Origin of the sequence: Cognatilysobacter xinjiangensis, from assembly GCF_014651995.1 — a bacterium.
Lineage (GTDB): Bacteria > Pseudomonadota > Gammaproteobacteria > Xanthomonadales > Xanthomonadaceae > Cognatilysobacter > Cognatilysobacter xinjiangensis.
Genome location: NZ_BMXY01000001.1, coordinates 1,124,663 through 1,145,016, shown reverse-complemented (window position 1 = coordinate 1,145,016; position 20,354 = coordinate 1,124,663). Strand labels below are relative to the sequence as shown.

Sequence of the window (20,354 nt, the reverse complement as noted above, 5' to 3'; positions counted from 1 at the left end):
ACGGCACCGCCGCAGTGCGAGACTGAGCAGCAGCCCATCGAGCCCGCCCGCCTTGAACACCTTCGGCCACTTCCTGCGCGTCACGACCTTCGGCGAGAGCCACGGGCCGGCCATCGGCTGCGTGGTCGACGGCTGCCCGCCGGGCCTGTCGATCGCGGCCGAGGACTTCGCGCATGACCTCGAGCGTCGCGCGACCGGTCGCAGCCGCCACACCTCGCAGCGCCGCGAGGCCGACGAGGTCGAGATCCTCAGCGGCGTGTACGAGGGCGTGACCACCGGGACGCCGATCGCGCTGCTGATCCGCAATACCGACGCGCGCAGCAAGGACTACTCGGCGATCGCGTCCCAGTTCCGCCCGGGCCATGCCGACTACACCTACTGGGCGAAGTACGGCGTCCGCGACCCCCGCGGCGGCGGTCGCTCCAGCGCGCGCGAGACGACGATGCGCGTCGCCGCCGGCGTCATCGCCAAGAAGTGGCTCGCGCAGGCGTTCGGCGTCGAGGTGCGCGGCTTCCTGTCGCAGCTCGGGGAGATCCGCTCCTCCCGTCCGGAAATGCCGGACTGGGCAGACGTCGAATCCAACCCGTTCTTCTGGCCCGATGCCGCGCAGGTGCCCGAGCTTGAGGCCTACATGGACGCGCTACGGAAGTCCGGCGATTCGGTCGGCGCGCGTGTCGACGTCGTCGCGACCGGCCTGCCGGCGGGCTGGGGCGAGCCGGTGTACGGCAAGCTCGACGCCGAACTGGCTTCTGCGCTGATGAGCATCAACGCGGTGAAGGGCGTCGAGATCGGCGACGGATTCGATACGGTACCGATGGCCGGCTCGCGGCACCGGGACGTGATGCGCCCCGGCGCCGACGGCCGCCCGGCCTTCGACAGCAACCATGCCGGCGGCGTGCTCGGCGGCATCAGCACCGGCCAGGCGCTGCGTTGCTCGGTCGCGTTCAAGCCGACCTCGAGCCTGCGCCTGCCGGTCGAAGGGCTCGATGTCGACGGCAACGTGGTCGACGTGGTCACCACGGGCCGCCACGATCCCTGCGTCGGCATCCGCGCCACGCCGATCTGCGAGGCGATGGTCGCGCTCGTGCTGATGGACCAGGCGCTGCGCCATCGCGCGCAGTGCGGCGACGTCGCGACGAAACGATAGCGGCCAGTCGTCGCGCGCGCGTTCCGGCGCGCCGCCCGCCTGCGCCGCGTCGCTTGTCTTCCATCCCCGCACACCCCATCGTCGCCCGCGTGCCGAAGCGGCCGGCGCGACGATCCAGAGAGAAACGCAGACCATGAAGAATCCCGTGAACGTCGCCATCGTGGGCGCCACCGGCGCCGTCGGCGAAACCATGCTCAAGGTGCTCGCCGAGCGCGAGTTCCCGATCCGCGAGCTGCACCTGCTCGCGAGCGCGCGCTCGGCCGGCGAAAAGGTCGAGTACGGCGCGCGGAAGATCGTCGTCGAGGATCTCGCGACCTTCGATCCCGCCGGCATCGACATCGCGCTGTTCTCCGCCGGCGGCGACGTGTCGAAGGAATACGCGCCGAAGTTCGCCGCGGCCGGCGCGGTCGTCATCGACAATTCGTCGGCCTTCCGCTACGACGACGACGTGCCGCTGGTGGTGTCGGAAGTGAACCCCGAGGCGCTGCGCAACCGTCCGCGAGGCATCGTCGCCAATCCGAACTGCTCGACCATGCAGATGCTCACCGCACTCGCGCCAATCCATCGCGCGGTCGGCATCGAGCGCATCAACGTGGCGACCTACCAGTCGGTCTCGGGCACGGGCCGGCGCGCGCTGGAGGAACTCGGCCGCCAGACCGCGGCGCTCCTGAACTTCCAGGACCCGAAGCCCGAGGTCTATCCGGTGCAGATCGCCTTCAACGTGATCCCGCACGGCGGTGACTTCCAGGACAACGGCTACACCAGCGAGGAGATGAAGCTGGTCTGGGAGACGCGCAAGATCCTCGGCGACGACAGCATCCAGGTGAACCCGACCGTGGTGCGCGTGCCGGTGTTCTACGGCCATTCGGAGGCGGTGCACATCGAGACGCGGGAGAAGATCGACGCGGCGCGTGCACGCGAGCTGCTCGCGTCGGCGCCCGGCGTCGAGGTCGTCGACGAGCGCACGGGCGGCGGCTATCCCACGCCGGTGACGCATGCCTCGGGCAACGATCCGGTCTACGTCGGTCGAATCCGCGAGGACATCTCGCATCCGCGCGGGCTCGACCTTTGGATCGTCGCCGACAACATCCGCAAGGGCGCGGCGCTCAACGCGGTGCAGCTCGCCGAGCTCGTCATCGCCGAATGAGGGAGACGGCGCGGCGCTGCGACGCTCGTCGCGCGCGGCGCCGGCCTGTTAGAGTCGGCGCCGAACGACGGGGGATATACGCGTGAGGTCAATGTTGCGATCCGCCTGCCTGCTGGCACTCGCGCTGGCGAGCGGCTCCGTGCACGCGCTCGGGCTTGGCCAGATCCAGGTGAAGTCGGGCCTCGGCGAGCCGCTGCTCGCCGAGATCCCGGTCATCAGCAACGATCCGACCGAGCTGGTCGATCTCGACGCCGCGCTGGCATCGCCCGAGACCTTCACCCGCATCGGCCTCGAGCCGCCGATGGGCATCGTCGCCGACCTGCGCTTCACCATCGGCACCGACGCGCAGGGCCGGCCGGTCATCCGAATCACATCCGTGCAGCCGGTAACGCAGCCGCTGCTGAACTTCCTGATCGAGGTCGACTGGGGGCAGGGGCGCCTCGTGCGCGAGTACACGGCGGCGGTGGATCGCCCCGGCTCGGTCGCCGCGGTGCCGGCGGCGCCCGTGCAGGCGCCCGAGGTCGACGCGGCGCCGGTGATCGAGCGGCCGGCGCAGCCGGTCGCGCAGGCGCCTGCACCGACGCCGGCAAGGCCGCGCCCGCAGGTGCCGGCGCCGGCAACGCAGCCGGTGGCGACGGCGCCCACGCAGCGCGCGTCGCAGGCCGCCGACGAATACACGGTGCGCGCTGGTGACAGCGCCTCGCGCATCGCCGCGCGCCTCGCGCCGGAGGGCGTGACGGTCGACCAGACCATGGTCGGCCTGCTGCGCGCGAATCCCGCGGCATTCATCGCGGGCGATCTCAACCGCCTGCGCGGCGGCAGCGTGCTGCGCGTCCCGGCGGCCACCGAGTTGCAGGCGGTGGAAGCCCGGGAGGCCGCCGATCTCGTTCGCGCCCATGCGCAGCAGTGGCGTCAGGCGCGCTCGCAGCCGCAGGCACCGGCCGCGGCGTCCGCCGTGCCCGCGTCGCCGTCCGCGCCGGCCGTGACACCGCCGGAAGGCCGGCTCGAAATCGTTCCGCCGGGGGCAGGCCGTCAGGCCCGCGGCGGCACCCAGTCCGGCATCGCGGCCGGAGGCGAGGGGGAAATGCTTCGACAGGAACTCGTGCAGACCAAGGAAACGCTCGCCGCGCGCGACGCCGAAGTGCAGGAACTAAAGAGCCGCGTGGCCGAGCTCGAGAAGCTGCAGGCCGACCAGCAGAAGCTGATCGCGATGCAGAACTCGCAGCTGCACACCGCGCAGCAGCGCCCGGCGGCGCAGCCCGCACCCGCGCCCAGCACCGAGTCCTCGTCGACGCTGCCGTGGGTCGCCGGCGGCGTGCTGGTGATGCTCGGCCTGCTGGCGGCCGCATGGAACCGTCGTCGCGCCTCGCGGGCGCCGGTGTTCCGCGCGCCGCCGACCGAGTCGCGTGCGTCCGTCGCCGATGCGTTCGAGCCCGCGGCGGAGCCTATGCCGGCGGCCGCCTTCGCGGGCGATGAGGTCGCCGAGGCGGTGCCCTCCTGGGGGCGCGGCGCTGGCCGCACCGCACGCACCCCGGCCGTCGTCGAAACGGTCCGGCCCGTCGACGAAGCCGCCGCCGTCGTCGCCGACCCGGACCCCTCGCAGGCCGACGCGGCCAATGTCGAGCGGCTGGAGCTCGCGCAGGCCTATCTCGACCTCGGCGACACCGATAATGCGCGACGCCTGCTCGGCGAGGTGGCCGAGACCGGTGACGCCACGGCACGCGGCGTCGCGGTAAAGATGCTGCGGGACATCGGATGACCGACGTCCCGGCGGACGCGCCGGACGCCCGCGACATCACCCGGTACGCGATCGGCATCGAGTACGACGGCACCTGTTTCAGCGGCTGGCAGCGCCTTTCCGCGCACGGGGAGCCCGAGCCGACGCCGCTGCCCACCGTGCAGGCGACGGTGGAAGCCGCGCTGTCGTTCGTGGCCGGCACGTCTATTGAGTTGACCTGCGCCGGCCGTACCGATGCCGGTGTTCACGCGGCCTGCCAGGTCGCCCACTTCGACTCGCCGGTGCGCCGCGATCCGCGTGGCTGGACGCTCGGCGCCACGTCTAAGCTGCCGCCCGAAGTGGCCGTGCTCTGGTGCCGCGAGATGCCCGCGGACTTCAACGCCCGCTTCTCGGCCCGTGCGCGGCGCTACGTCTACCGCATCCTCAACCGCCCCGTGCGGCCCGCGCTCATGCGGCAGGTGACGGCCTGGGAGCGGCGCCCGCTTGACGCCGCCGCGATGCACCGCGCGGCACAGTCCCTGCTCGGCGAACGCGATTTCTCCGCTTTCCGCACCGTGCACTGCCAGGCCGCGCACGCACGGCGCGACATGCAGGAGATCATCGTCCGCCGCGTCGGCGAGGTCGTGGAAGTCGAGGTGCAGGCCAATGCGTTCCTGCACCACCAGGTCCGCAACATCGTCGGCAGCCTGCTGATGGTGGGCCGTGGCGAAAGGCCGGAAGGCTGGATCGCCGCGGTCCTGGAAGGCCGCGACCGTACCCTCGCGGGGCCGACCGCACCGTCGGCCGGGCTGGTATTCCTGGGTCCGCGCTATCCCGCGGAATGGCACCTTCCTCCCGAGGTCACCCTGTGAACCGAACGCTTTTCCGAACCCGCATCAAGTTCTGTGGCTTCACCCGTCCCGGCGACGTGCGCCTGGCCTGCGAGCTCGGCGTCGACGGCATCGGCTTCGTCTTCGCCCACAAGAGCCCGCGCCGCATCGCGCCGGAGGAGGCGCGCGCCATGCGCCAGGCGCTGGCGCCGCTGGTCGACGCCGTCGCCCTGTTCCAGGACAACTCGCTGGACGAGGTCCGCGACGTCGTCCGCCAGGTGCGCCCGAGCCTGCTGCAGTTCCACGGTACGGAGGACGACGCGTTCTGCCGTTCGTTCGGACTGCCGTACCTCAAGGTGGTGCCGATGGGCGAGGAGATCATGGCGCCGCACTACCTGCAGCTGCGCTTTCCCGGCGCTGCCGGCTTCCTGCTCGACAGCCACCGCGCCGGCGAAAGTGGCGGCAGCGGCAAGACCTTCGACTGGTCGCGCATCCCGAAGGATCTCCAGAAGCCCTATGCACTCGCGGGCGGCCTGACCCCGGAAAACGCGTTCGAGGCCGTCACCGTCGCCACGCCATGGGCCGTGGACGTCTCCAGCGGCATCGAGGTGGAGCCCGGCATCAAGGACGGCGACAAGATGCGCCGCTTCGTGGAAGAGGTGCGGCGGGCCGACTGCCATACCGACGCCGCGACCGCCGCCGCCTGCTGATGGCCTAAACTGGCGGGCCGCAGAACGCGGTCCGCAGGCCTTCGAATGCCCGATGCAGTCCCGTCGTCGACGGTCGACGACTACAACGCCTTTCCCGATGCCGACGGCCACTTCGGCCGCTTCGGTGGTCGTTTCGTCGCCGAGACACTCATGGGCCCGCTGCAGGAGCTGGCCGACGCCTATGACGCCGCGCGCATCGATCCCGCGTTCGTTGACGCCTTCGACCGCGACCTTGCGCACTACGTCGGCCGCCCGAGCCCGATCTATTTCGCCGAAAGGCTCAGCCGCGAAGTCGGCGGCGCGCGCATCCTCCTCAAGCGCGAGGACCTGAACCACACCGGCGCGCACAAGATCAACAACACCATCGGCCAGGCGCTGCTCGCCAGCCGCATGGGCAAGACGCGCATCATCGCGGAGACCGGCGCGGGCCAGCACGGCGTGGCGAGTGCGACGGTTGCCGCGCGGCTCGGCCTCGAGTGCGTGGTCTACATGGGCGCGACCGACATCGAGCGTCAGAAGATCAACGTCTACCGCATGAAGCTGCTGGGCGCGACGGTCGTGCCCGTCACCAGCGGCTCGGCGACGCTCAAGGACGCGCTCAACGAAGCGATGCGCGACTGGGTGACGAACGTGCGCGACACGTTCTACATCATCGGCACCGTCGCCGGCCCCGATCCGTATCCGCGCATGGTGCGCGACTTCAACGCGATCGTGGGCCGCGAGGCGAGGGCGCAGATGCTCGTCGAGTACGGCCGCCTGCCCGACGCGGTCACCGCCTGCGTCGGCGGCGGCAGCAATGCCATCGGCATCTTCCACGCGTTCCTCAATGATCGCGACGTGCGCCTCGTGGGTGCCGAGGCCGCGGGCGACGGCATCGACACCGGTCGACATGCCGCGTCGCTCGCCGCGGGCCGCCCGGGGGTGCTGCACGGCAACCGCACGTACGTCATCTGCGACGACGACGGCCAGATCATCGAGACGCATTCGGTCTCGGCCGGCCTCGACTATCCGGGCGTCGGCCCCGAGCACGCGTTCCTGAAGGACACCGGCCGTGCGGAGTACGTCGGCGTCACCGACGACGAAGCGCTCGCCGCGTTCCACCAGCTGGCGCGCACCGAAGGCATCCTGCCGGCGCTCGAATCGAGCCACGCGATCGCGCAGGCGATCAAGCTCGCGCGTGAGCTGCCGGAGGACGCGTTGGTGCTCTGCAACCTGTCGGGGCGCGGCGACAAGGACGTGCACACCATCGCCGCACGCGAAGGGCTGTCGCTCTGATGGCGGGCCATGGAGGGACGATGGCGTCGCCGCGATGGCGACGCCCGCGCTGACGCCATCGACGACCTTTCGGCACCTTCGACGAAGGTGCGCCACCGGACGCAAACCTCCATGTCCCGCATCCAGACGCGTTTCGCGCAGCTCGCTGCCGCCGGCCGCAAGGCCCTCGTTCCCTTCGTGACTGCCGGCGATCCGTCGCTGGAGGCCACCGTTCCGGTGATGCACGCGCTGGTCGAGGCCGGCGCCGACGTCATCGAACTCGGGGTGCCGTTCTCCGACCCGATGGCCGACGGTCCGACCATCCAGCGCAGCTCCGAGCGCGCGCTCGCCCGCGGCGTCGGCGTCGACTACGTGATGCGCAGCGTGCGGGCGTTCCGCGAGCGCGACGCAGATACGCCCGTCGTCCTGATGGGCTATCTCAACCCGGTGGAGATCCGCGGCCCGGCTGCGTTCGCGCGGCTGGCGGCGGAATCGGGCGTCGACGGCATCCTGCTGGTCGACCTGCCGCCGGAGGAGGCGCGCGATTTCCGGGACGCGTTCGAGTCCGCAGGCGTCGACCTGATCCTGCTCGCATCGCCCACCTCGTCGGAAGCGCGCATCGAGATGCTGCGTCGTCTCGCGCGCGGCTACCTGTACTACGTGAGCTTCGCCGGCGTGACCGGCGCCGACCGCCTGGACACCGGCGCCGCCGGCGAGCGCCTGCGCTCGATCCGCGAAGGCACCGACGTGCCGGTGGTGGCGGGCTTTGGCATCCGCGACGCCGCGAGTGCCGCGGCGATGGCGGTGGACGCCGATGGCGTGGTGGTGGGCAGCGCGCTCGTCGCCGCAATTGGCCAGGCCGCCGACCCCGCCGCCGCGGCACGCGATTTCCTCGCGCCGCTCCGGGCCGCCCTCGACGCCTGAGCCCTCGGGCCCGCGCTGGGCCCGTGAAGGGCTGCGCTACACTGACCCGCTGGCCGCGCGGCGGCCGTTCGTCCGACAGGAGAGAGCCTCCAGCATGTCCTGGCTCAAGAAACTGATGCCCTCCGGCATCCGCACCGAAGGTACCCAGCGCCGCCGCAGCGTGCCCGAGGGCCTTTGGGAGAAGTGCGACCGCTGCGCGACCGCGCTGTACCGCCCGGAGCTCGAAGAGAACCTCGAGGTCTGCCCGAAATGCGGCTTCCACATGCCGATCCGCGCCCGCGCGCGGCTCGCGTCGCTGTTCGACGCCGGCAGTACCAGCGAGATCGCGGCCGAGCTCGGCCCGACCGACGTATTGAAGTTCCGCGACCAGAAGAGGTATTCCGACCGCATCAAGGCCGCGCAGAAGTCCACCGGCGAGCGCGACGCGCTGGTCGCGATGCGCGGCACGCTGGACGGCCGCCCGCTGGTCGCGTCCTCGTTCGACTTCGCCTTCATGGGCGGCTCGATGGGTTCCGTTGTCGGCGAGCGGTTCACGCGCGCCGCGGAGACGGCGCTCGAGATCGGCTGCCCGTTCGTGAACTTCTCGGCCTCCGGCGGCGCGCGCATGCAGGAGTCGCTGTTCTCGCTGATGCAGATGGCGAAGACGTCCGCCGCGCTCGGCCGGCTGCGCGAGTCCGGCCTGCCGTACATCTCCGTGCTCACGCACCCGACCACCGGCGGCGTGTCGGCGAGCTTCGCGATGCTGGGCGACCTCAACATCGCCGAGCCCGAGGCGCTGATCGGCTTCGCCGGCCCGCGCGTGATCGAGCAGACGGTGCGCGAGAAGCTGCCGGAAGGCTTCCAGCGCTCGGAATTCCTCGTCGAGCACGGCGCGATCGACATGATCTGCGACCGCCGCGAGATGCGTGCGCGCCTGTCGAGCATCCTCGCGATGCTGATGAAGCAGCCGCGTCCGGAGTCCGACGCCGCATGAGCCGCCGCTACTTCGGGACCGACGGCATCCGCGGCCGCGTGGGCGAGGGCGCGATCTCGGCCGACTTCGTGCTGCGCCTGGGCAATGCCTACGGCCACGCGCTGCGCTCGCGCGCGCCGGCCTGGCGCAAGCCCGTCGTCATCATCGGCAAGGACACGCGCATCTCGAACTACATGTTCGAGGCCGCGCTGGAAGCGGGGCTGGTAGCCGCCGGCGTCGACGTGCAGCTGATGGGCCCCATGCCGACGCCCGCCGTGGCTCACCTCACGCGCTCGCTGCGCATGGATGGCGGCATCGTCATTTCCGCCTCGCACAACCCGCATTACGACAACGGCATCAAGTTCTTCTCGGCCGAAGGCGAGAAGCTCGACGATGCGACCGAACTCGCGATCGAAGCCGCGCTCGACGAGCCGTTCCGCACGGTCGCCTCCGAGGAGCTCGGCAAGGCGGTTCGCACGCGCGACGCGCTGGGCCGCTACGTTGAGGCCTGCAAGAACTCGGTGCCCAAGGGCTTCGACCTCGGCGGCATGCGCATCGCGATGGACTGCGCGAACGGCGCGACCTACCAGATCGCACCGATGGTGTTCCGCGAGCTCGGTGCCCGCGTCACCACGCTGGGCATCGATCCGAATGGCACCAACATCAACGACGGTGTCGGCTCCACGCATCCGGAGCTGCTCGCGAAGACGGTGGTCGAACTGGGCGCCGACGTGGGCATCGCCTTCGACGGCGATGGCGATCGCGTGCTGTTCGTCGACGGCGACGGCGTGGTGCGCGATGGCGACGACCTGATCTACGTGCTCGCCCGCGACTGGCAGGCCAGCGGCCGCCTGCGCGGGCCGGTGGTCGGCACGCTGATGAGCAACTTCGGCCTCGAGCAGGCCATGGGCGGGCTCGGCATCGATTTCATCCGCGCCAAGGTCGGCGACCGCTACGTGCACCAGCAACTGGTCGCCAACGAAGGCGTGCTGGGCGGCGAAGCCTCGGGCCACTTGCTGTGCCTCGATCGCGTGAGTACCGGCGACGGCATCGTCAGCGCCCTGCAGGTGCTCGAGGTGCTGGGCCGCCGTGGCCTGTCGCTGTCGCAGGCACTCGAAGGCCTGCGCAAAGTGCCGCAGAAGACCGTAAACGTCCGCTGCGCCGCCGGCGCCAAGCCCGCCGAAGCCGACAGCGTCAAGGCCGCGCTCGCCGACGCGCAGCAGGCGGTCGCCGGACGTGGCCGCGCTTTCCTGCGCCCCTCGGGCACGGAGCCCGTGGTGCGCGTCACGGTCGAGGCCGATGACGACGCACTGGTGCAATCCACCCTCGAACGCCTCGCGGAGGCGGTCCGCGCCGCGGCCGCCTGATTTCGGTCAAACCGGCTTCGGCGACGCTGCCGCACACTGTCGACAAGCCACGAGAACAACACATGAGCCAGATCCCGACCCTCGACATCCAGCGCTTCGACGATCCGTCGCAGCGCGAAGCCTTCGTCGCCGACATCGGTGCGACCTACCGGGAATGGGGCTTCGCCGGCATCCGCAACCACGGCATCCCGCAGCAGCTCATCGATGACGCCTACCGCGTGTTCGCCGAGTTCTTCGCGTTGCCGGAAGAGGTCAAGCGCCGCTACCACGTGCCCGGCATCGGCGGCGCGCGCGGCTATACGCCGTTCGGCATCGAGACCGCGAAGGGTGCGCAGCACTTCGACCTCAAGGAGTTCTTCCACATCGGCCGCGAGATCGCGCGCGATTCGAAGTTCGCCGACGTGATGCCGCCGAACGTGTGGCCCGAGGTGCTGCCGGAGTTCCGCGACGTCGGCTACCGCCTGTACACCGCGCTCGACCAGCTCGGCTCGCGCATCCTCTCGGCGCTCGCGCTGCACATCGGCCTGCCGGCGGATTACTTCGTCACCGTCACGAACGAAGGCAACTCGATCCTGCGCCCGATCCATTATCCGCCTATCACCACACCGGACGTCCCGAACGTGCGCGCCGGCGCGCACGAGGACATCAACCTCATCACGCTGCTCGTCGGCGCGAGCGCGGAAGGCCTCGAGGTGCTGTCGCGCAAGGGCGAGTGGATCCCGTTCACGGCGCAGGCCGACACCATCGTCGTCAACATCGGCGACATGCTGCAGCGCCTGACCAACCACGTGTATCCGTCGACGACGCATCGCGTGGTCAACCCGCCGGGCGAGAAGGCGCGCCAGCCGCGCTATTCGACGCCGTTCTTCCTGCACCCGAATCCGGATTTCGTGATCGACGTACTGCCGTCCTGCGTCACCGCGGACAACCCGAGCCGCTACCCCGAGCCGATCACGGCGCAGGGGTACCTCGAGGAGCGCCTGCGCGAGATCAAGCTGAAGTAATCCGCTCCGGCGGTGGACACGAAAGGCCCGGCTCCGGCCGGGTTTTTCGCGCCGGGGGCGCGGGAAACGCGCCTTCGACAGCGCCGGCCTGCCGCCGTCACGACTGCAGTGCGACGACCCGCACGCCGGCGGCGTCGAGCGCACCGGCCCACTGCCGCAATTTGGTCGCCTCGTCGATCGATCGGTTCGCAGGGCTGGTGGAAGGCAGGCGGATGCGCCGGACCGCCGCCGGCAGCGCATCGGCCGGCACCTGCTTCATGAACGTCGTCTCGGCCGCCGCTCCATTGAACAGCACGGCCCGCAACGACGGATGCCGCGCGAAAAAGCCGGCGAAATCGTTCGCCACGGCGCCGCGGATCGCACTGTCGAGGCTTCCTTCGCGCTCGCAGCTCGCGATCACGTCCCACAGTGCGATGCCCGCGCCGCGCAGAACATCAAGCCGGGCATCGTAGGGCAGGGCCGGCGACGCCCCGACGAGCCGTCCCATGAACGGCCAGAACAGGTTCTGCGGATGCGCGTAGTAGCGACCGGTGCGAAGCGACATGCCGCCCGGCATGCTGCCGAGGACCAGCGCGCGGGCGTCCGGATTCTCGATCGGTGGCAGTCCCTGGAGCGTCGTCATGGTCTCGTCGGCAAGCGGCTGGGCTAGACTCTCGCGCCACGTCGAGGAGAGCACGCCATGCGTCGTCGGATCGTTGCCGGAAACTGGAAGCTGCATGGAGACCGCGCGTTCGCCGCGTCGCTGCTCGATGCGATCGCCGCGGAGCCGGCGCCGGAAGGCGTCGAGCAGGTGATTCTGCCGCCGCTGCCGTACCTCGGCGAGCTGGTCCAGCGCTACGCCGGGCGTGGGCTGCGCTTCGGCGCGCAGGACGTGAGCGCGAACGAGAAGGGCGCCTACACCGGCGAGGTCTCCGCCTCGATGCTGGTGGACGTCGGCGCTACCTACGGCCTCGTCGGCCATTCGGAGCGCCGCGAGTACCACCACGAGTCGAACCAGCTGGTGGCGCGCAAGTTCCATGCGGCGAAGAAGGCGGGCCTCGTTCCGCTGCTCTGCGTGGGCGAGACGCTGGAGGACCGCGAAAACGGCCGTACCTGGTGGCGCCTGGAGCAGCAGCTCGAGCCGCTGCTGGCCGACGGCGGTGTCGCCGCGCTCGAGGGGGCGGTCATCGCATACGAGCCGGTCTGGGCGATCGGCACCGGCCGCACGGCCACCCCGGAGCAGGCCCAGGAGGTCCACGCCTTCATCCGTGGCGAGATTTCCGGCTGCGATGCTAGAATCGCCGGCTCGCTGCCCATCCTCTACGGTGGCAGCGTCAAGCCCGACAACGCGGCCGAGCTCTTCGCCCAGCCCGACGTCGACGGCGGACTGGTCGGCGGCGCGTCGCTGAAGGCCGAAGACTTCCTGGCGATCGTGCGAGCGGCCGCCCACTGAGCAATGACGGGGCCATGCCCATGCTGTTCCTGAACATCATCTATGTGTTGCTGGCGGTCGGCATGATCGCGCTGATCCTTATGCAGCGCGGCGCTGGCGCACAGGCCGGTTCCGGCTTCGGCGGCGGCGCTTCCGGCACGGTGTTCGGCGCCCGCGGTTCGGCCAACTTCCTGTCGAAGACGACGAAGTGGCTTGCGGTCGCGTTCTTCGTGCTGAGCCTGCTGATCTCCTGGCAGATTTCGCACAGCGCGCGCAGCTCGGCCGAGGCAGAAGGCGGCAGCGTGATGTCGCAGATTCCGGCTGCACCGGCGTCCACGGTTCCGGCCGCGCCCTCGAACGGTACGGTTCCGGCCGCGCCTGCGATCCCGTCGACCGTGCCGGCTGCGCCGCAGTCTTCGCCGGCGACCACGCCTGCGCCGACGAGTGCGCCGGATGCAGCGAATTCGCCTTCACAGGCTGGTTAAACGGCGTAATTCAGTTACAATGCGCTGCTCCGGCACGGAAAGCCGGAGCGGGTCGACGAGAGATCCGGTCGACGTGTAAGGGATGACGAGTTTTTGCCCAGGTGGCGGAATTGGTAGACGCACTACCTTGAGGTGGTAGCGACGCAAGTCGTGGGGGTTCGAGTCCCCCCTTGGGCACCACACCGAAACATCCCCCCGACCCGCGACGGGCGGGGCGAACCAGGCGCGCCGCGCGGCCTCCGCCGGCCCGCCGCGCGAGAGCCGAGAGAACACGAGTGCTGGCCGAATATCTGCCGACCCTGCTGTTCCTGATCGTCGCCGGCGGTATCGGCGTCGCCCTCATCATTGTCGGACGCATGCTCGGCCCCAAGACGCCGAGCGTGGAGAAGCTGCTGCCGTACGAAAGCGGTTTCAACGCGTTCGAAGACGCGCGCATGCAGTTCAACGTGCGCTACTACCTGATCGCGATCATCTTCATCGTCTTCGACCTTGAGATCGCGTTCGTTTTCCCGTGGGCGCTGGTGTTCCGGGAACTCGGGGCATTCGGCCTCGTCGAGATGGGTACCTTCCTCGCACTGCTGGTGATCGGTTTCGCCTACGTGTGGAAGAAGGGCGCCCTGGATTGGGAGTGAGGCGGCAGTCGCCATGAAGACGTTATCCGACCTCATGTTCAACCCGCTGCCGGAAGGGCGGCTCGACGACATCCTGCTGCCGGAAGACCAGAACCCGGTCATGCAGCAGGGCTTCGTTACCACGAACCTCGACACGCTGTGGAACTGGGCGCGCACCGGCTCGATGTGGCCGATGACGTTCGGCCTGGCGTGCTGCGCCGTCGAGATGATGCACGCGGGTGCGGCGCGCATCGACCTCGACCGCTACGGCGTGGTGTTCCGCCCGTCGCCGCGCCAGTCGGACGTGATGATCGTGGCCGGTACGCTCGTCAATAAGATGGCGCCCGCGCTGCGTCGCGTGTACGACCAGATGCCCGACCCGAAGTGGGTCATCTCGATGGGCAGCTGCGCCAACGGCGGCGGCTACTACCACTACTCGTATTCGGTCGTGCGCGGCTGCGACCGCATCGTGCCGGTCGACATCTACGTGCCGGGCTGCCCGCCGACGGCCGAGGCGCTGACCTACGGCATCCTGCAACTGCAGAAGAAGATCCGTCGCGGCACCAACTTCGGTGATCGCCGCCAGGGGGTGCGCGAGTGAGCGCCGTGCCTTCGGAGGCCGTCGAGCCCGCGATCGCCGCGCGCCTGCGCGAGCGCTTCCCGCAGGCCGCGGTCATCGTCGCGCAGCCGCGCGGCGAGGTGACCCTCGAAGTGGGGCACGAGAGCTGGTTCGAGACCGCGCGCAGCCTGCGCGACGAATTCGGTTTCGAGCAGATGATCGATCTCTGCGGCGTCGACTACCTGAGCTACGGCAGCGACGAGTGGGATACCACCGTCTCGTCGGAAGGGTACTCGCGCGGCGTCGAAGGCAAGAGCACGCCTCGCATCGTCTGGGGCGAGCAGCCCAACGGCGTCGAACTTGAGACCGACCGCCGCTTCGCGGTGGTCCTGCACCTGCTGTCGGTGCAGCACAACCTGCGCGTGCGGCTGCGCACCTTCGCGCCGGACGACGCGGTTCCCGCGGTGCGTTCGGTCGTCGAGCTGTGGCCGGTCGCCAACTGGTTCGAGCGCGAGGCGTTCGACCTCTACGGCATCGTGTTCGATGGCCACCAGGACCTGCGCCGCATCCTGACCGACTACGGTTTCGTCGGTCATCCGTTCCGCAAGGACTTCCCGCTGATCGGCAATGTCGAAGTGCGCTACGACGCGGAGCGTCGGCGCGTCGTCTACCAGCCGGTCACGATCGAGCCGCGCGTGCTCGTGCCGCGCGTGATCCGCGAAGACGCGCGCTACGAGACCTCGGTCGGCGAAGCCGCGCAGCGCGCGGAGGGCAACAAGTGAACGTGACCGCGTCGACCACCAGCGACTACGCGCCGCCGGGCCAGCCGGGGCCGGAGATCCGCAACTACACGATGAACTTCGGTCCGCAGCATCCCGCCGCGCATGGCGTGCTGCGACTGATCCTCGAGATGGACGGCGAGGTCGTGCGCCGCGCCGATCCGCACATCGGCCTGCTGCATCGTGGCACCGAGAAGCTCGCGGAGTCCAAGCCGTTCAACCAGTCGGTGCCGTACATGGACCGCCTGGACTATGTCTCGATGATGTGCAACGAGCACGCCTACGTGCGTGCGATCGAGACGCTGCTCGGCATCGAGGCGCCGGAGCGCGCGCAGTGGATCCGCACGCTCTTCGACGAGATCACGCGCCTGAAGAACCACCTGATGTGGCTGGGCTCGAACGCCCTCGACCTCGGTGCGATGGCGGTGTTCCTCTACGCGTTCCGCGAGCGCGAGGAACTGATGGACATGTATGAGGCAGTGTCGGGCGCACGCCTGCACGCGGCCTACTACCGTCCGGGCGGCGTGTACCGCGACCTGCCGGACCGCATGTCCAAGTACCGCGAGTCGCAGTGGCGCAAGGGCAAGGACCTCAAGCGCTCGAACGAGGCGCGCGAGGGCTCGCTGCTCGACTTCATCGACTGGTTCGCCGACAACTTCCCGGCGCGCGTCGACGAGTACGAGACGCTGCTCACCGACAACCGCATCTGGAAGCAGCGCACCGTCGGCATCGGCGTCATTTCGCCGGAAGACGCGCTGGCCTGGGGCATGACCGGCCCGATGCTGCGCGGTTCGGGCATCGCATGGGACCTGCGCAAGACGCAGCCCTACGCGCGCTACGACCAGGTCGACTTCGACATCCCGGTCGGCGTGACCGGCGACTGCTACGACCGTTACCTCGTTCGCGTGGCCGAGATGCGCGAGTCCACGCGCATCATCAAGCAGTGCGTGAAGTGGCTGCGGGCCAACCCGGGCCCCGTGATCGTCGACAACTTCAAGGTCGCCCCGCCGAAGCGCGAGGAGATGAAGGACGACATGGAAGCCCTCATCCACCACTTCAAGCTGTTCTCGGAAGGCTATTGCGTGCCCGCCGGCGAGACCTACGCTGCGGTCGAGGCGCCGAAGGGCGAGTTCGGCTGCTACCTGATCTCCGATGGCGCCAACAAGCCGTTCCGCCTGAAGCTCCGCGCGCCGGGCTTCGCGCATCTTTCGTCGATGGACGCGGTCGTCAAGGGCCACATGCTGGCCGACGTGGTCGCGATGATCGGCACCTACGACATCGTTTTCGGCGAGATCGACCGCTGACGCGGCGCCGCTGGGGAACCGAACCGAAATGAAAGCCACCGGCAACTTCGAGGCCTGCCAGAACGTCGACCCCATGGTCGCGCTGACGGATGCCACGCGCGCCCACATCGACCACTGGCTGTCGAAGTTCCCGGCCGACCGCCGTCGCTCGGCGGTGCTGCAGGGCCTGCACGCCGCGCAGGAGCAGAACGGGGGCTGGCTGAGCGACGAGATCATCGCCGCCGTCGCCAAGTACATCGGCATTCCGCCGGTGTGGGCCTACGAGGTCGCGAGCTTTTACTCGATGTTCGAGACGGAGAAGGTCGGCCGCCACAACGTCGCCTTCTGCACCAACATCAGCTGCTGGCTCAACGGCGCCGAGAAGCTCGTCGAGCACGCCGAGAAGAAGCTCGGCTGCAAGCTGGGCGAATCCACGGCCGACGGCCGCGTGTATCTGAAGCGCGAAGAGGAATGCCTCGCCGCCTGCTGCGGTGCGCCGGTCGTCGTCATCAATGGCCATTACCACGAGAAGCTCGACACCGCGAAGGTGGACGAACTGCTCGACGGGCTGGAGTAAGCCGCGATGGCGCATTCCCACCACGACTATTCCAAGGGCTACGGCCCGGTCGGCCCGGCGCCGCAGGAGCACAACGTCGTCTATACGACGCTGCACTTCGACACGCCCTGGTCGTACGAAAACTACCTGAAGACCGGCGGCTACAGCGCCTGGCGCAAGATCCTCGAAGAGAAGATCGAGCCGGCCGCGGTGATCGACATGGTCAAGCAGTCGGGCCTGCGCGGTCGCGGCGGCGCGGGCTTCCCGACCGGCCTGAAGTGGTCGTTCATGCCGAAGGGTGCGGGGCAGAAGTACATCCTCTGCAATTCCGACGAGTCCGAACCGGGCACGGCGAAGGATCGCGACATCCTGCGCTACAACCCGCATGCGGTCGTCGAGGGCCTCGCCATCGCCTGCTATGCGACGGGTTCGACGGTCGCCTACAACTACCTGCGCGGCGAGTTCCACCACGAGCCGTTCGAGCATTTCGAGCAGGCGCTGAAGGAAGCCTACGAGAACGGCTGGCTGGGCAGGAACGTGCTCGGCAGCGGTATCGACGTGGACATCTACGGTGCGCTCGGCGCCGGCGCCTACATCTGCGGCGAAGAGACCGCGCTGATGGAGTCGCTGGAAGGCAAGAAGGGCCAGCCGCGCTACAAGCCGCCGTTCCCGGCGAACTTCGGCCTCTACGGCAAGCCGACGACGATCAACAACACCGAGACCTATGCCTCGGTGCCCGCGATCATCCGCAACGGCGCGGAGTGGTTCGCGGGCCTGGGCAAGCCGAACAACGGCGGCCCGAAGGTGTTCTCGGTGTCGGGCCACGTGGCCAATCCGGGCAATTTCGAGATCCGCTTGGGTACGCCGTTCTCCGAGCTGCTGCAGATGGCCGGTGGCGTGCGCGGCGGCCGCAGGCTCAAGGCGGTGATCCCGGGTGGCTCCTCGATGCCGGTGCTGCCGGGCGACACGATGATGTCGCTGACGATGGACTACGACTCGATCCAGAAGGCCGGTTCCGGCCTCGGCTCCGGCGCCGTCATCGTGATGGACGACACCACCTGCATGGTTCGCGCCTGCCAGCGGATCGCGCGTTTCTATTTCAAGGAGTCGTGCGGCCAGTGCACGCCGTGCCGCGAAGGCACCGGCTGGATGTACCGCATGCTGACGCGCATCGTGAACCGCGAGGCCACGCTCGACGACCTGCACATGCTTCGCACCGCCGCCGGGCAGATCGAGGGCCACACCATCTGCGCGTTCGGCGAAGCCGCGGCGTGGCCGGTGCAGGGTTTCCTCCGCCACTTCTGGCACGAATTCGAATACGCGATCGTCAACAAGCGCTTCCTCGTCGACGACGAGGCCGCCGGCACGGTCGTGCAGCAGGTGGCCGCATGAGCGCCCAGCCCGTCAACCCGAACCTTCCGCCCGACCACGTCACCGTCTTCATCGACGGCCTCGAGCTCGCCGCGCCGAAGGGCTCGATGATCATCCAGGCCGCTGACAAGGCCGGCATCGCGATCCCGCGCTTCTGCTACCACGACAAGCTGAGCGTGGCCGCGAACTGCCGCATGTGCCTGGTCGAGGTCGAGAAGATGCCGAAGCCGGCGCCGGCCTGCGCCACGCCGGTGATGGACGGCATGAAGGTCGTCACGCGCAGCGAGAAGGCTCTCAAGAGCCAGCGCAACGTGATGGAGTTCCTGCTGATCAACCATCCGCTCGACTGCCCGATCTGCGACCAGGGCGGCGAGTGCGAGCTGCAGGACCTGTCGATGGGCTACGGCCGATCGATCAGCCGCTTCTCCGAGCGCAAGCGCACGGTGCCCGACGAGGACATCGGTCCGCTGGTCGCCACCGAGATGACGCGCTGCATCCAGTGCACGCGCTGCGTTCGCTTCACCGCGGAAGTCGCCGGCACGTACGAGCTCGGTGGCATGTACCGCGGCGAGAACCTGCAGATCGGCACCTACGACGGCAAGCCGCTGACGACGGAGCTTTCCGGCAACGTCATCGACGTCTGCCCGGTCGGCGCGCTCACCAACAAGGTGTTCCAGTTCAAGGCGCGGCCGTGGGAACTGATGGCGCGCGAGTCGCTGGGCTACCACGACGCGCTCGGCAGCAACCTGTTCCTGCACGTGCGCCGCGGCGAAGTGCTGCGTACCGTGCCGCGCGACAACGACGCGCTCAACGAGTGCTGGCTGTCGGACCGCGACCGCTATTCCCACCAGGGCCTGTACGCGGCGGATCGCGCGGTGCGCCCGATGGTCAAGGAAGGCGGCGAGTGGGTCGAAACGTCGTGGGAGCAGGCGCTCGCCCGCGCTGCGCAGATCCTGCGCGACAACGGCGCCGATCGCCTCGGCATGCTCGTGCATCCGTCGACCTCGAACGAGGAGGGCGCACTGCTGGCGCGCCTCGCCGACGCGCTCGGCACCGGCAACATCGATCACCGCATTTCGCAGGTCGACCTGTCGGACGCCGCGGTCGCCGAGCCGTTCGCCGCTCCCGTGGCCGACATCGACACGGCGTCGACGATCGTCATCGTCGGTTCGAACATCCGCCACGAGCTGCCGCTCCTGCACGCCCGCATCCGCCGCGCCTGGCGCAATGGCGCGAAGGTGCACGTCGTCAATCCGGTCGATTTCGATTTCACCTTCGAGCTCGCCGGCCGCCATGTGGTCGCGCCTTCGCGCATCGCGGAGACGCTCGCCGACTCGTCGCTGCGCGAATCCATCGCCGGCGGCGATGCGATCGTGCTGGTGGGTGCGATCGCCGAGAACGGCCCCCATGCCGCGCGCATCCGCGCCGCTGCTCGCGATCTCGCACAGGCCACCGGTGCCCGCGTCTGCCGCATTCCGCAGGGTGCGAACGCGGTCGGTCTCGCGCGCCACGGGGTGCTGCCGACCTCGATGGACGCGCAGGCCATGCTCGCTGACCCGCGTTCGGCCTATGTCCTCTACGGCATCGAGCCGGGCCTGGATTTCGCCGATACGGCGCGCGCGATGGCCGCGCTGAATGGCGCGCAGGTCGTGGCCTTCAGCCACTTCGCCTGCGAGTCGACGCGTGCCGTCGCCGACGTGATCCTGCCGATCGGCCTGCTGCCCGAGGTCGACGCAACGCTGACCAATCTCGAGGGGGTCGACCAGCTCGCGATTGCCGGCGGCAAGCTGCCGGACGCCGCACGCCCGGGCTGGCGCGTGATCCGTGCGCTCGCTGGCGAGCTTGGCGCCGCGGGCTTCGAGTTCGTGAACCTCGCCGGTGCGCGCGCGTCGATCGCGCCGCGCACGGTGCAAGTCGCGGCCGGCCGCGCGGTCGATGCGGGGCAGGGTGCTCTCGAGATCGCCATGAGCCCGGCGATCTATCGCACCGACGCCATCGTGCGCCGCGCTGCCGCGCTGCAGTCGCATCCGCTCAATCAGGCGCCGACCGCGCACCTGAATCCGCAGGACGCGCAGGCGCTCGGCCTCGAGCAAGGTTCCGTCGGTCGCTTCGCCGTCGCCGCCGGCACCGCGAAGCTGCCGGTCGAAGTGAGCGGGAAGGTCGCGCCGGGCACGGTCTACATCGAGGGTGGCCACGGGGCCACCGCGCCGCTCGGCGCCGGTCGCATCGACGCGGGGAGGGTCTGAC

General features: G+C 69.5%; 20 protein-coding genes and 1 tRNA gene. 20 read left to right on the top strand and 1 reads right to left on the bottom strand.

Translation table 11 applies throughout. The annotated features are described in order from the left end of the window. The first annotated feature begins 22 nt into the window (after positions 1–22). From aroC to IE066_RS05285, 10 genes are all read left to right on the top strand, one after another. Positions 23–1,147 carry a chorismate synthase gene (aroC, locus tag IE066_RS05330; RefSeq protein WP_425488920.1) on the top strand — a complete coding sequence of 375 codons (1,125 nt, stop codon included), beginning with the start codon at positions 23–25 and terminating at the stop codon, positions 1,145–1,147. Between the two features lie 133 nt (positions 1,148–1,280). Continuing rightward, a complete protein-coding gene (locus tag IE066_RS05325) occupies positions 1,281–2,294 on the top strand; it encodes an aspartate-semialdehyde dehydrogenase (RefSeq protein WP_189447502.1) in 1,014 nt (337 codons plus the stop codon). Positions 2,295–2,385: 91 nt separating this feature from the next. Continuing rightward, positions 2,386–4,053: a type IV pilus assembly protein FimV gene (locus tag IE066_RS05320; protein ID WP_189447500.1), complete on the top strand. Its 1,668-nt coding sequence runs from the start codon at positions 2,386–2,388 to the stop codon at positions 4,051–4,053. Beyond that, positions 4,050–4,883, top strand: coding sequence for a tRNA pseudouridine(38-40) synthase TruA (truA, locus tag IE066_RS05315; protein WP_189447498.1), 834 nt, complete (start codon positions 4,050–4,052; stop codon positions 4,881–4,883). The genes IE066_RS05320 and truA overlap by 4 nt, the downstream gene beginning before the upstream one ends. After that, positions 4,880–5,551: a phosphoribosylanthranilate isomerase gene (locus IE066_RS05310; protein WP_189447496.1), complete on the top strand. Its 672-nt coding sequence runs from the start codon at positions 4,880–4,882 to the stop codon at positions 5,549–5,551. Before truA ends, IE066_RS05310 begins: the two co-directional genes overlap by 4 nt. Positions 5,552–5,596: 45 nt before the next feature. Beyond that, positions 5,597–6,826, top strand: coding sequence for a tryptophan synthase subunit beta (gene trpB / locus IE066_RS05305; protein WP_189447495.1), 1,230 nt, complete (start codon positions 5,597–5,599; stop codon positions 6,824–6,826). Positions 6,827–6,937: 111 nt separating this feature from the next. Beyond that, on the top strand, positions 6,938–7,729 hold the full coding sequence (gene trpA, locus IE066_RS05300) for a tryptophan synthase subunit alpha (protein ID WP_189447492.1): 792 nt from the start codon (positions 6,938–6,940) through the stop codon (positions 7,727–7,729). Between the two features lie 94 nt (positions 7,730–7,823). After that, a complete protein-coding gene (gene accD / locus IE066_RS05295) occupies positions 7,824–8,702 on the top strand; it encodes an acetyl-CoA carboxylase, carboxyltransferase subunit beta (protein WP_189447490.1) in 879 nt (292 codons plus the stop codon). Then, positions 8,699–10,048 (top strand): phosphoglucosamine mutase, encoded by a 1,350-nt coding sequence (gene glmM, locus IE066_RS05290; RefSeq protein WP_189447487.1) that lies wholly within the window; start codon positions 8,699–8,701, stop codon positions 10,046–10,048. Before accD ends, glmM begins: the two co-directional genes overlap by 4 nt. 62 nt (positions 10,049–10,110) lie before the next feature. Then, positions 10,111–11,052 carry an isopenicillin N synthase family dioxygenase gene (locus IE066_RS05285; protein ID WP_189447485.1) on the top strand — a complete coding sequence of 314 codons (942 nt, stop codon included), beginning with the start codon at positions 10,111–10,113 and terminating at the stop codon, positions 11,050–11,052. A gap of 97 nt (positions 11,053–11,149) precedes the next feature. Here IE066_RS05285 and IE066_RS05280 read toward each other — a convergent pair whose 3' ends face one another. After that, on the bottom strand, positions 11,150–11,728 hold the full coding sequence (locus tag IE066_RS05280; protein ID WP_229790671.1) for a DNA-deoxyinosine glycosylase: 579 nt from the start codon (positions 11,726–11,728) through the stop codon (positions 11,150–11,152). Between the two features lie 3 nt (positions 11,729–11,731). On the opposite strand from IE066_RS05280, the gene tpiA reads away from it, so the two are divergent. The 10 genes from tpiA (at position 11,732) to nuoG (ending at position 20,353) form a co-directional block, all read left to right on the top strand. Then, complete coding sequence (gene tpiA, locus IE066_RS05275) at positions 11,732–12,484, top strand: triose-phosphate isomerase (RefSeq protein ID WP_189447483.1); 753 nt, start codon at positions 11,732–11,734, stop codon at positions 12,482–12,484. A gap of 14 nt (positions 12,485–12,498) precedes the next feature. Beyond that, positions 12,499–12,948 (top strand): preprotein translocase subunit SecG, encoded by a 450-nt coding sequence (secG, locus tag IE066_RS05270; RefSeq protein WP_189447481.1) that lies wholly within the window; start codon positions 12,499–12,501, stop codon positions 12,946–12,948. Positions 12,949–13,043: 95 nt separating this feature from the next. Beyond that, positions 13,044–13,128 (top strand) — tRNA-Leu (locus tag IE066_RS05265). A gap of 95 nt (positions 13,129–13,223) precedes the next feature. Next, complete coding sequence (locus tag IE066_RS05260) at positions 13,224–13,580, top strand: NADH-quinone oxidoreductase subunit A (protein WP_189447479.1); 357 nt, start codon at positions 13,224–13,226, stop codon at positions 13,578–13,580. A gap of 13 nt (positions 13,581–13,593) precedes the next feature. After that, positions 13,594–14,160, top strand: a complete 567-nt coding sequence (locus tag IE066_RS05255; protein WP_229790670.1) for a NuoB/complex I 20 kDa subunit family protein — start codon at positions 13,594–13,596, stop codon at positions 14,158–14,160. 32 nt (positions 14,161–14,192) lie between these two features. Then, positions 14,193–14,900, top strand: a complete 708-nt coding sequence (locus IE066_RS05250; RefSeq protein WP_189448835.1) for an NADH-quinone oxidoreductase subunit C — start codon at positions 14,193–14,195, stop codon at positions 14,898–14,900. 71 nt (positions 14,901–14,971) lie between these two features. After that, positions 14,972–16,201, top strand: coding sequence for an NADH-quinone oxidoreductase subunit D (locus IE066_RS05245; protein WP_229790736.1), 1,230 nt, complete (start codon positions 14,972–14,974; stop codon positions 16,199–16,201). 28 nt (positions 16,202–16,229) lie between these two features. Further along, positions 16,230–16,757 carry an NADH-quinone oxidoreductase subunit NuoE gene (nuoE, locus tag IE066_RS05240; protein WP_189447476.1) on the top strand — a complete coding sequence of 176 codons (528 nt, stop codon included), beginning with the start codon at positions 16,230–16,232 and terminating at the stop codon, positions 16,755–16,757. 6 nt (positions 16,758–16,763) lie between these two features. Then, complete coding sequence (gene nuoF / locus IE066_RS05235; protein WP_189447473.1) at positions 16,764–18,128, top strand: NADH-quinone oxidoreductase subunit NuoF; 1,365 nt, start codon at positions 16,764–16,766, stop codon at positions 18,126–18,128. After that, positions 18,125–20,353, top strand: a complete 2,229-nt coding sequence (nuoG, locus tag IE066_RS05230) for an NADH-quinone oxidoreductase subunit NuoG (RefSeq protein ID WP_189447471.1) — start codon at positions 18,125–18,127, stop codon at positions 20,351–20,353. Before nuoF ends, nuoG begins: the two co-directional genes overlap by 4 nt. The last annotated feature ends 1 nt before the right edge of the window (position 20,354 follow it).